This window comes from Prosthecodimorpha hirschii (assembly GCF_001305515.1).
Taxonomy (GTDB): Bacteria; Pseudomonadota; Alphaproteobacteria; order Rhizobiales; family Ancalomicrobiaceae; genus Prosthecodimorpha; species Prosthecodimorpha hirschii.
In genome coordinates this window covers 3,234,968-3,246,992 of the sequence record NZ_LJYW01000001.1, presented here as the reverse complement: position 1 = coordinate 3,246,992, position 12,025 = coordinate 3,234,968, and the positions used below count along the sequence as shown (strand labels likewise).

Sequence of the window (12,025 nt, the reverse complement as noted above, 5' to 3'; positions counted from 1 at the left end):
TCACACTCGGCAACTACGCGCCTGATCGCGCAGGCGCGCGTAGTCCAGCATCGCCCGTTCGAGCGCCGCGCCGGGCGGCAGGCGCTGGATTTCGTCGGCAAGCTGTGCCTGGAAGGCGCGGTCGTATATCGCCACCGGCGGGCAGACGACGGACGGCCTAGAAGGCGCCGTCGCGCAGGCAGTTAGTGAGAGCGTCGCGATCACGAGGAGCGGCAGCGCCCGCTTCGAGCATCCGGTCCTTTGCATCGGAGACCTCCTTCTGGGATTTGAGTTCGGCCTCGCGGCCTTTCGCCGCCTCGGCGGCGGCGCCCGCCTTGCGGCCAGCGGCGAAGATCGCCGCGGTGGCGATGACCAGTACGCCTCCGGCGAGGCCTTCGCCGGATGCTTACGATGACCACCGCGACGATGAGGACACGGGGACGCGGCAAGGGCTTTGTCACACCCGAGATCATGATCAGCTAGCGGCCTGCGGAAGCGGCTGACCGCGCCGTGCCCGGGCATTGGGAGGGCGACCTGATCCTGGGCCTCAACCGCTCCGCAATCGGCACGCTGGTGGAACGCACCACCCGCTTCACCCTGTTGCTGCACCTGCCGCGGATGCTTGGCTATGGGGAGACACCGCGAGTGAAGAATGGACTGCCGCTGGCTGGTCACGGCGCGAAGGCCGTCCGTGAGGCCGTCACGCGGACGATCGTCGGCCTTCCGGATGAACTGAAGCGGTCGCTGACCTGGGATCAAGGGTCCGAGATGGCGGAGCACGCCCGGCTGAAGGTCGACGCCGGCCTCGACGTCTACTTCTGCGATCCGCACAGCCCCTGGCAGCGCCCCACCAACGAAAACACCAATGGGCTGCTGCGCCAGTACTTCCCGAAAGGAACGGACCTCAGCGCTCATGGACGAGACGAGATCGCCGCCATAGCCGCCGCGCTCAACGCACGGCCGAGGAAGACACTCGGCTGGAAGACACCCGCTGAGGCGCTTGACGCACTACTCAGGCAAGCCGAGAAACAACCCATTGCGACGACCGCTTGAATCCGCCCAATATGTCAGCATCCGCTGCACTGAGCGGCTTGCCGAGGCCGGCATCGATCCCTCCGTCGGCAGCGTCGGCGATAGCTACGACAACGCGCTCGCCGAGAGCATAATCGGGTTGTTCAAGACCGAGGTCATCCACCGGCTCGGGCCGTGGAAGTCGTTCGGGGCGGTGGGGTTTAAGACCCTCGAATGGGCCGATTGGTTCAACCTCCGGCGCCTGCTGCAGCCGATCGGCAACATCCCGCCCGCCCAGGCGGAAGCGAACTACTACGCAACCCTTGAGAACCTCAAGATGGTCGCGTAGGACTCAAGCAATCAAGCCTCCGGGAAACCCAACGCAGTTCAACAGGGCACTGTTGGAGTAGCCGGTGTTTGGCTAAAAGAACCATCTACATCAACACCACACACCCACTTTACTGCATTCGTGCCAGGAGGCCATCACGGACGTGGCCGAGCGGCTTGCCGTCGCGGGCGATGAACGTCCAGCCATTCTCGGAGCGCACTGCAGTGACAAGGGAGCCGGGCTGGAGGGTGGTGACGACCGTGCCCATACCGGCGGCCGCCAGGACATCCGCCCGTCCGAGAATGACATGGGTCGGCCTCGCTTCGGACGCGGAAGGGGGCGCAAGGGTGGCCGCGTTGCCCGAACCTGCCCGGGCCGGATCGGGTGCTGGGGCGGCACCGTCCGCAACGATGGCAGTGGCAGTCGCCAGCGCGAAGTTGTTGCCGGAGAACTTCGCCTGCGGGACCTGACGGAGCTTGAAGGCCTTGTCAGACAGCGCAGGCACTGCCTCGTCCAAATAGCGGATCAGTTCCAGCACGTCGACCTTCCCGTCTCTGTTGCTGTCTGCGGCGCCTATGCCCTGGAGTAGGGCGTAGGTGAAGACTCCGTGGCCCCGATAGCCTTCCAGGGCCGGCTTGTCGTCGCTTGCGGCGGCAATGGTGGTACGACCCATGGCGGCGGTCATCTTCTCCATAGCGACAGCCCGTTCGATGCCACGCATGGCGACGCGGTCGCCGGTGAGCGAACCGCTTTCACAGGTATCGAACAGAAGCACGCTGCGCTGCGCCGGGATGCGGGCAAGCCAGCCTTGGAACCGATCCTGACCGATGCCGGAGGTGGCGAAGGAGGTCTGATCGCGATACCGGAAATCACGCGGGAGATAGTAGTAGCGGCCGTCCACCGTCTTGCCGTGGCCGGCGACGAACAGGACGAAGGTGTCTTCCGGCCGCATCCGGCCGCTCAGATCGGTGAAGGCGGCGTCGAGCCGCTCGGCCGAAACATCCTGGTCGAGCACCAGCCGGGTCTCGATCGCGGCATGCAGTCCGCCGGCCCGGGTGAGCGCGTCCGCCACCGCCCGTGCGTCCGGAACTGCAAAGGCGAGGGCGAAGCGACTGTCGAAATAGTCGTTCACGCCAATCGCGAGCACAAAGAGCCGGCCGCCGCCTTTCGGCGCCGGCGCGTCGCGGGTGATGGTGATCGTCGCCGGTACTGAGGCGATCACGTTGCCGTTGTTGTAGGCGACGACCTCGATCCGGTTCGGCCCCGCCGCCAGCGTGACCTCCTGCGACACCTTGCGTACCGGCGCGCCGGTCGCGGAGCCGGTGTCGCCCATTTCGGTACGCCCGATCCCGCGCTCGGTGAGCCCGAGCGTGACGCCGTTGACGCGCCATTCGATGCGCCCGATGCCGCCGCCCCGGTCGGCGATCTCGGCGGTCAGGCTCAGCCGCTCAGCCGAAACCTTGGCGAGAGCAGCGCTGAAAGCCACCGCGGGCGGCTCACCCGATGCGAGGGTCTTGTCGAGGCTGATGCGCGCAGCGGCCTGCCGAACGATCCCGTTCGGATCACCGGCGAGCTTCTCACGGACCAGATCGGGCCGGTAGAGCTGGTCGTAGACTTGGTCGATGCCCACCACTTTGTCGCCTTGGACGATGCTGAGAAGCCGGCCACTGCCGCCGGATCCGGTGAAGAAGCCCTCCGGCGTCATGGCCAGCCAACCGCCGTCCCGGGTCGCGATCAGGGTCGCCAGCAATTCGCTGTTGGCCGACGACCAGAGGCGCACGGTGCCGTCGACGGCCGCGGAGGCGAAGCTGCGTCCATCCGGTGCCATTGCTACCGCCTGCACCTGGCCCTCGTGGCCGCGGCCGGTTGCCAGCGCCTTGCCGTCGGCGGCCGACCACAGCATGACATTGCCGTAGCTGTCGCCCGAGACGAGGCGGGTTCCGTCTGCGCTGAAGGCCACCGCCCGGACCACGCCGTTGTGACCCTTCATCACCTGCAGTGGCTTGCGGCTCGCGACGTCCCAGGTGCGGACCGTCCGGTCGCCGCTCGCGCTCGCCAGCATCTTGCCGTCCGGCGAGAAGGCGAGCCCCCGAATTGCCCAGCTGTGGCCCTCGAAACTGCCTTCGACTGCTCCGCCGGCGACATCGATGAGATCGATCTTGGAAGTCTCCAGGCTGCCCAAGGCAAGGCGCTTGCCGTCGGGCGAGAAGGCGAGGGCGGTCTGTACGTCGGCTCGCTTAACCTTGCGCAGGAGCGCGCCTTTGGCCATGTCGACGATGTCGACAATGCCGTCGCTGCGCGCGCCGGCGGCCAGTAGGCCATTGTCGGAGCCGGCGAAATTGAAGTTCTGCGACAGGAGCCGGCGGGTGGACTGCGCGAGCGCTTTCGAGATGGGATCGCGTTCCTGCTGGGGGGTCAACGGTTCCAGCGTGCCGACGTACCCGGCCAGGGCCGTATCGCCGTCGAGCATGAAGGACTTGAAGCCGAGCCCGCGATAGCCGACCGAAACCCGCGTCCCGGCCTTGTCGGGCAGGGCGACCATAACGCCGTCGTTGCCGGTCGCAAGGCGGCGCAGGCGCGCGCCCGTCTCCGCGTTCCAGATGTCAGCGGTCCCGCCACCGGTGATGAGGTTTGGTCCCCTGCCGATCCAGGCGATGGAATTGATTGCGGTCACCTCCTCGCCGAAGGTCTGCACCGGCTTGCCGACGGCAGGGTCGACAAGCCGCAGGCGGCCGTCAGCGCAGCGCGCCAAGAAGGCCTTGCCGTCTGGACGGAATCCGTAGATCGCAACCGGATAGGTCCTGCCGGCATCGGCGGCCGGCTTGTTCCGGGATATCAGCGCGCCGGTTTCGGTCTTCCACCGCACCACCGCGCCGGTCGCGGTGACGCCGGTCAGGGATGCACCGTCGGGGGCGAAGTCGACGGTGTCGATCGGGTCTATCTCCTCCGGGGTCGTCCGCGCCGCGCCGGTGGTGAGGTCCAGGATGACGGCGGTCCGCCTGATCATGATTGCTGCCTTGCGACCGTCGCGCGAAATGGCGAGCCTACCCTTGTCCCAACTTGAGAAGTCCGAGACGCTCCAGCCTGGGCCGGTCGCCCCCTCGACCGTCACGATGCGGATCGATGCCTGAAAGCCCGCGGCCGCGACGGTGAGGATATGCTTGCCGTCGCCCAGGAAGCGGGCGGAGATGTAATCGCCCGTCGGCAGCGTGTTGTCGAGCTCGACGCCATCCTCGACGCGGAAGATGTGCAAGGTGCGACGCTCGGATGTCTGCCCGGCCGGTTGCCTCGCGGCGGTGACCCAGTGTCGCCCGTCGCGGGCGACCGAAACATCGGTGATTTCGCCGTCCTGCAAGGCGCGGCGGTCGAGCTGGACGCCGAGCAGGCGGTCCCAGACAATAAGTTCACCGCGATTGTTGCCCGCCAGCACGGTTTCGCCGTCCGGCGTGAAGGCAACCACCGACAACGTGTCGTCGGCATTGTCGGTCAGGAGGGTGTCGATCAGCCGCCCGCTGGCGACATCCCAGATCTTGACCTCGCGGTCGCCCGAAAGACTGGCGGCGAGCGATCCGTCCGCAGTCATCGCCGCATGGGCGACGGGGTATCCGTGCCCCTGGTTGGGTAGCAGGCGGGCTGCACCGCGAGCCTCGAGTTCCATCTTCGGCCAGGGCTGCGAGGCCCCGAGGAACGGCGCAAAGCCGTCGCCGTCGAGCTTGGCGACGGGCGTCGCCGACGCAGCATGGGCCGATGCTGCCAGGAACGCCATGGTCAGGATACAGGCGGTCCGGATGCTTCGGACGATGGCGGCGGCGGGCCGCAATCCGATGGTCTCGCGCAAACCGCTCATGTCCCGCGTCTCCGCCCCGTCGCCCCGAGCGCACGGCTCCGCCCCGAGCCCGCTCCTCCCACGACACTGTGCCAGAGCTTGTCAATTCTCCATAGAGGTTGGCCTCAAAGCGAATGGGAGGCCTTGCACGGAAAATAGGAAAACTCATTGGCGGGAGCGCAAGGCGGACCTGAACAGGGAAAATCCGCTTTAGGCAGATTACTCGCCGTTCCCAGCGGGCAGCGATGATTTGGGCCCGGCCGCCTCCAACCTTGCCCCCTGGGATGTCCTCGTTCTGAACTGGAATCCGTCATCGGGAGTCCGTGCAGTCATGTGATGGCGATGGTGCCCGGTGGCTGGGCTACCGCCTTCCCGGCTCATTGGCGCTCGAATGGCGGAACGAATCGGCCGTTCCAGGGATTGAGTTCCGATCGGGAAGCGATGGGGTGTTGCCGTGAAACCGCGTGCCAGTTGGAAGGGTGTGATGAACATCGGCGAGCTCCGCTGTCCGGTCGCGCTCCATGCGGCCGCCTCCACGGCCGAGTGACTGGTGCTCCACACGGTTAACGGTGAGCGTGAACCGCCCTGGGTTTGCGGGAGGCTCCAACTCCTGAGAAGGTGGAGCCACCATGAGCAAGACGACGAACAAGTTTTCGCCCGAAGTCCGCGAGCGCGCTGTCTGGCTGGTGCTGGATCACGAGCATGAGCATGCGTCCCGCTGGGCTGCGATCACGTCGATCGCCGCGAAGATCGGCTGCACGGCGCAGACCCTGAACGAGTGGGTGAAGAAGGCCGAGGTCGACGCCGGCAAGCGAGCCGGCGTGCCGACGGAGATGGCCGAGCGCATGAAGGCGCTGAAGCGCGCCAAGGCACGCAAGGCCGGGCCAGACGGCACGAAGGCGAAGGTGGAGATCGCCATCCCGATGTTCGGTTACAAGAACCATGTCGGCATCGACGCGGCGCACCGGCTGATCCGCGCCTTCACGGGCACCTAGGCGGCCGCCCACGACGGCGCGCAGCTGCCGGCGGTGCTGGCGAAGAACACGGTGAGCGGCGTCTGGGCTGACACCGCTTATCGCTCCCAGGCGAACGAGAAGCACCTGGCCGAGCGCGGGCTGACGTCGAAGATCCACTTCCGCGGGCAGCCCAGGCACGACCTGGCGCCGTCGCAGAGGAAGGCCAACCGGGCGCGATCGAAGGTGCGCTCCGGCGTAAAGGGGGTCTTCGCCGACCAGAAATGCGCCCTCGGGCTCATCGTCCGCACCATCGGCCTCGCCCGGGCGACGACTAAGATCGCCCTGGCCAACCTGACATACAACTTCCGCTGCTACCTCTGGCTCGCCGAGCGCCCGAAGACAGCCTGAGGAAGGCCCCGGACGGGGGCGGACGCAGCGTCAAAGGCCAGAAAGCACCACGAGCGACCCGTCTGTCAACGCCGCGCGAATGGGCGCTCTCCGGTCCAAAAGCGGCGGCGGGCTGGGTTCTTCGAGGTGCCCGTCCGACAAGCGTCGCCCTGTCCACGTCCGCCGACGCGGCGGGCCTGCTCAACCGCGAGACCTCAGCGATCAAGGACAGTCTCTCCGCCAAATTTGACGTTTTCCGCGTCAGCGAATACTTCGGAACAGATAGAATTGACGTTTTCGAACTAGGCTAGCTGTTTGCGAATTCGAGTATCGACCGTCCCGTGATCGTCTAGGAGGCCGTTGCCGACGCAAACCTCGGTCAACGTATCTGGGGTCCTCGGAGACGGCGTAGCCGAGTTACAGAACGTCGGAAGCCTTGAAATCGAGCTCAACTATCAAAATGGCGACATGATGACCCTCAAGGGCGACCAAGTGGTAGGTTATCAAGCAGTCTGATAGTGACCTCTAAAGTTGAGCAGTTCTCCGTGAACCAGTGAACGAATCATTCAATATTTATAACCATCATTCGGCTCCACGATTGGGGCTCATGGGTCATGTCTGTCTGGTCTGCCTTGCTTGCCAACCTAGCCATCCTAGCGCTCTCTGCGTGCGCATGGGCTCAAATTGAGCCTATGCTGTCAAAATTGTCACTCAACCTCCGATATGTTACTCTCGGGTTTCACTTTTCTATAGCTGCACTATCCGCAGAGGCATTTGCCCTTCAAATTGAGGAGGGTATTTATCTTGGCCTACGGACTTCATTTGTTGTGCTGGCAACGTTGTTCGGAGGAATTCTCTCTGGTGGTATTGTCGCGGTTGCTGAAATCATACAGAGATTTTTGGGCGGTGGTGTCGGCGCAAGTGCTGGTGCCATTTCAATTGTCGCTACGTATATTATCAGCTGTATTTTTGCATACAAATTTGGAAAGCGATACTCTATATCAGCGTTAGTAACGATCTCATTTTTAACTGCCGCGGTTGGTCAAGTTGTGGCTATATTGATTATACCCTCTGTTATGTATTTGCATATGCAGGCAGCTATAAAACTATTCTGTCTGACGTCTCTGTCAAATGCGGTTTTTGGAATCATTCTCCTTCAATCAGCAAAAAGAAAGGAATTGGAGGACGCAAACGAAAAATACCGCACAGACATACAGGCACTTGAGCAACGTTGGAGTTTTGCTCTGGACAGCGCTCGTCAGGGGGTCTGGGATATCGACCTGGCAAAAGGCAAAACATATTATTCTCCGATATGGAAAAGCTTAATCGGATACGGACCAAACGAGCTGACCGACGCGGATGATCTTTGGCTGACGCTCATGCATCTGGACGATCGCGCGGCCGTGGAAGCAGCAAATCAAGCCCATCTTGCCGGACAGGCGCCTCAGTTTGAAGCTGAGTTTCGCATGCGTCACAAGGATGGACATTGGGTCTGGATCCGCGATCGCGGACGGGTTGTAGAACGCGGGCCGGATGGAACCCCTCTACGAATGATCGGCACTCACGCCGATGTAACCGAACGCCGGTTAGCTGAAGAAAGGATCCGGGTGAATGAAGAACGCTTTCGGTCGATATTTGCACTTTCTCCGGTCGGCATGGCTCTTGTTGATGTCGAAACTCAAAAATTTGTCCTCCAAAGTCAGTCCTTTGCCGCGCTGCTTGGTATTCCACCCGAAGCTTTTGCCGGACTAACATTTCAGGATGTCTTGGCCCAAGATCAAAATGCTGTTGCTCCCTTTCTACAGGCATTAACAGACGACTGGCGATACGGCCCTCATGAAATGGAGTTGGCTGACACATCCGGTCAACGGATATCAGTCATAGTAACCGGTAGTCCACTAGTCGATCTAGTTGGCCAAGTGCAGATGCTATTGGTTTTTCAAGATATTACAGTTAGGCGAAATCAAGAAAAAATGCTATGGCGCCTTGCGAATATCGATCCACTTACTGGTTTGCCAAATCGATTAAATTTCAACAAGACACTATCTGATGCCATCGAGCGGGCTAAGCGATCTGGCAAGAAAGTTGGGTTGGCGATCTTCGATATTGATCACTTCAAATTGGTCAATGACACTCTAGGGCATGATGCGGGTGACGGCCTTCTGAAGGCAATTGCCGAACGAATATCCGATGTCCTAACGAGGACCGATTCAGCGGCCCGCCTCGGTGGCGACGAATTCGCCGTGATTTTTGAGGGCATTGGTGATGCCGAGGAATTGGTTGGTCCACTGGAGGGCCTCGCGCGCGCAATTCGTCTCCCGCTTGAGCTGTCGGGGGATATAAGACATTTTTCGTCAAGCATAGGTACCAGCATATATCCAAATGATGCGCTGGATCCCGAAGATCTTATGAAGGCTGCTGATCTCGCGCTGTACAAAGCAAAATCACTTGGGAGGAATAGATTTATATTTTTCTCACCAAAATTACGGGAATCATTGCTAGCGCGAGAATATGCAAAGAGAGAGGTTCTTAAGGCTCTCAAGTCGGGGCTGTATCATGCAACATTCCAGCCCATAGTTGATCGCGATGGAACCACCTGTGAGGCATTGGCCGTTGAACTGGCATTTGTCCACTCCGATGCCGGCGATCTTTCAAAGGATCACGTAGAGTCAGCGCTTAAAGATAACGACGTATCCATCGCAGCTATTGGAATAATTCTCTCTGAAGCGTTAGCGTTGGCGTCAAGATTAGAGGCGGATGGTATTCGCTACGGGCGTCTTCTTGTCCGAGTGTCGTCGTCACAGCTCCGATCATCAGAATTTGCCGATGAACTCCTTCTCCGCCTTGATGAACATCACTTAGAGCCGTCGGTACTCTGCTTGGCAATAAATGAGGATGCGATATCGTCGCGAGGCGCCGACATTGCCTTCAAACAAATGAACCGCTTACATGCGCTTGGTGTTACCTTCATTCTGGACCAGTTCGGAGAGGGCCAGGCATCCTTGGCCCAATTACACCAGTTGCCGATCTTCGGTGTCCGTATTGCCGATGGCTTCGTCGCGAATCTCGAGGGCGACGGCTTCAATCAGGCAATAGTGGTGGGCCTGCTGGACCTCTTGCATCGGCTTGGCTTGGCGCTGATAGCCGGACAGATCGAACGACCGTCCCAAGCTGACTTTCTGACAAATGTGGGCTGTGACTGGCAGCACGGCAATTTTCTTGTTCCACCACTAACGGCGCCAGAAGTCGTATCGGCGCTTCGAAATTGGGGCACTATGTCAGTTGAATCGAGCGAGTCGCAGTATTACTTAATTTAAAGCGATAAAAGGGATCAAAATTTTATTTTCGATGGCCTAATAACTTATAATCACTGCGCAAGGATGTCCTTCCGAGGTCGTCCTGCGGATTGCACACGTCCATCGGAAGACGATCTTTGGATATAGGATCCGTCTATTTGACACAATTCAGAAAACAAGCCATCAAACATATCCAATGTCATGCGGACCGGATCGAGTTCACCAATTACATTATATCGAAAATATAGAAGATCCATTTGGGTATTTCGTGCTGCAAACGCAACTGTCCATCCCGTGTACATTCTCACCGAAATCGCTTTGAATGCCACAATTGTAAGCCCAGATTGCCGTTCATCCTCTGCGATTTTCACTATTTGGTTTGACAGCAAAGACCGCTCGCCTTCCATTGATTGCAAAAAATAGCGCTCATTGAATAGCAAAGCACCGGAAATGCCAGAAGCACTATCATACGTAGTGCAAGACAACAATATTTCTTTCACCCAAGCAGGAGTAACACCTCGGATGGCGCATCTGGTATAGAAATTCACCCTGGCGAGGTACATGCGGTCCTCCCAATCTAATCGATTAGTAAGTATGCCGGGGGGCTCTAAAATTTCAATATGTCTGCACTATAATTAAAAATACTTATGCCTTTCGCGCAAGGCCGTGGCTGAGATCGATTCTGGATGCCCGAGGCCTCAAAACGTCGGATTACCAAACCCTATGTCGATCACGGTTTAGGTCGCAGCCAAGCGGGCGGCCCATAGCATGCCGGTTAGATCGGGGCGCTTGCCGCGGAGTGGGCGCCATGATGATGCCCTTCTCGGCGGTTCGCACGACCTTGTCTTTCATGACGTCCTGCGGCGAGCGAACATCGACCCAGCGCAACCCCCGACGCTCGTCCCATGCCAAGCCTAGCGGTACTTAGACAATAGTCACCTTCTTTGGCCGACCTCGTTTGGCTTTCAGCGCGGGTTCCTTCGGCGGGGGTGGGGGCGGCGGTTCAACCTTCTTGCGACCGAGGCCCGTTGACTTGGCGAGCCTCGAGCGCTCGGCGGCATAGTCCGGGGCGACCATCGGATAGTCGGCGGGCAGGCCCCATTTGGCGCGGTAGGCGTCCGGGGTCAGGCCGTAATAGGTCAGCAGATGCCGCTTCAGCGACCGGAACTTCAGGCCGTTCTCCAGGCAGATGATATACGTCCCCGTGATCGACTTCCGGATCGGGACCGCCGGCACCAATGTGGGCTCGGCTGGGACAACCGCGGCCTTGCCGTCGGCGGCTTCCTGCAAGGCATCGCGGACCGTGCAGATCAGCTCGGCAACGTTGGACACTGCCACCGGGTTCCGGCTTGCATATACGGTCACAATGCCGGCGGCAACGATCACCAGGTCATGCGGCTCTATCGACACGTCGGAAGACCTCTCTGAGATATTTCCAGGCACCGACTGTGCCGGAACCCTCTGCAAACGCAAGCCATTCCGCAGGCCACAGCGCTCAGCCGCCGCGTTTTCTGGATCTGGCCGGGTCACCAAGCGTGGACGGCCTGCTTTACGACGGTGTAGCCGCCGGGGAAGTCCCGCTATAGCCGGACCGCAGTCAATCCGGTATAGGCCGCCAGCCGCTCGCGAAGATAAGGAAGGAACGGGCTGACGCCCTTCGACCGACGCACCCGCGGCCCATAGGCAGGCAGCTCCAGTCCCTTCGCAATGTGGCGCCTGACCGACTTGCGATCGAGACCGAGCAGGCGGGTGATCTCCGTCAGCGGCAGTCCCTGCCGATGCAGTTCCAGGGGCATCATAAGTTCCCCAAGCGTGATCACCGAACCGCTCCTCCGGCAGAAGCGCTCCAGCACCGGCGACGACGTGGCATTCCGCCCTCTGGCATGCAAGAACGCGGCACGGCGCAAGGTGAGGATTTTCGAGGCCCACAAATGGGGAGAATTCAACGCTCGCTCACAATTACCAATCGCGCGGGATGGACAGCTCGATCGAACCGCTCTCCGGCAGTACCGTCCTTTACCATAGCCATTTCGCGTATAGCGGATCGACGTTGTTGAGCTTGGCGGTCTCGACGAGTGAGGCGACATAGACAGAATGAACGGGGCATAGTGCTCGGCCGCAAGAACTAAACCTTTGCCGGCTCCGACGATGGCGGCCATCGCGCCGTCGCCATGTACCCCCTGATCGAAACCGCCAAGCCCAACGACGTCGATTTGAAAGCGTGGTTCGCAGGTGTTCTTGC

6 protein-coding genes and 4 pseudogenes are annotated in these 12,025 nt (G+C 60.6%); 5 read left to right on the top strand and 5 right to left on the bottom strand.

The features are described from left to right. Positions 1 to 246, bottom strand: coding sequence for a hypothetical protein (locus tag ABB55_RS14215; protein ID WP_054359387.1), 246 nt, complete (start codon positions 244 to 246; stop codon positions 1 to 3). Positions 247 to 363: 117 nt separating this feature from the next. Between ABB55_RS14215 and ABB55_RS14210 the strand changes: the two are divergent. Together ABB55_RS14210 and ABB55_RS14205 are read left to right on the top strand one after the other, a co-directional pair. After that, positions 364 to 1,032: pseudogene (locus ABB55_RS14210) on the top strand (IS30 family transposase); the annotation flags it as partial. Between the two features lie 4 nt (positions 1,033 to 1,036). Next, positions 1,037 to 1,339, top strand: a pseudogene (locus ABB55_RS14205) (integrase core domain-containing protein); the annotation flags it as partial. Between the two features lie 109 nt (positions 1,340 to 1,448). Here ABB55_RS14205 and ABB55_RS14200 read toward each other — a convergent pair. Next, on the bottom strand, positions 1,449 to 5,165 hold the full coding sequence (locus ABB55_RS14200) for a caspase family protein (RefSeq protein WP_054359385.1): 3,717 nt from the start codon (positions 5,163 to 5,165) through the stop codon (positions 1,449 to 1,451). Positions 5,166 to 5,773: 608 nt separating this feature from the next. Between ABB55_RS14200 and ABB55_RS14195 the strand changes: the two are divergent. From ABB55_RS14195 to ABB55_RS29795, 3 genes and pseudogenes are all read left to right on the top strand, one after another. Further along, a pseudogene (locus ABB55_RS14195) lies at positions 5,774 to 6,007 on the top strand (transposase); the annotation flags it as partial. Between the two features lie 165 nt (positions 6,008 to 6,172). Further along, positions 6,173 to 6,508 carry a transposase gene (locus tag ABB55_RS14190; protein ID WP_083463619.1) on the top strand — a complete coding sequence of 112 codons (336 nt, stop codon included), beginning with the start codon at positions 6,173 to 6,175 and terminating at the stop codon, positions 6,506 to 6,508. 593 nt (positions 6,509 to 7,101) lie between these two features. Further along, positions 7,102 to 9,804: a diguanylate cyclase domain-containing protein gene (locus ABB55_RS29795; RefSeq protein ID WP_152982053.1), complete on the top strand. Its 2,703-nt coding sequence runs from the start codon at positions 7,102 to 7,104 to the stop codon at positions 9,802 to 9,804. Between the two features lie 50 nt (positions 9,805 to 9,854). Here ABB55_RS29795 and ABB55_RS28960 read toward each other — a convergent pair whose 3' ends face one another. The 3 genes and pseudogenes from ABB55_RS28960 to ABB55_RS14180 all read right to left on the bottom strand — a co-directional run. Then, the gene (locus tag ABB55_RS28960; RefSeq protein ID WP_083463618.1) at positions 9,855 to 10,346 is read right to left on the bottom strand and encodes a BLUF domain-containing protein; all 492 of its coding nucleotides are present in this window, start codon (positions 10,344 to 10,346) and stop codon (positions 9,855 to 9,857) included. A 361-nt stretch (positions 10,347 to 10,707) separates the two neighbouring features. Further along, positions 10,708 to 11,193: a Ros/MucR family transcriptional regulator gene (locus ABB55_RS14185; protein ID WP_244472037.1), complete on the bottom strand. Its 486-nt coding sequence runs from the start codon at positions 11,191 to 11,193 to the stop codon at positions 10,708 to 10,710. Positions 11,194 to 11,366: 173 nt separating this feature from the next. Then, a pseudogene (locus ABB55_RS14180) lies at positions 11,367 to 11,603 on the bottom strand (IS21 family transposase); the annotation flags it as partial. Between the last annotated feature and the right edge of the window lie 422 nt (positions 11,604 to 12,025).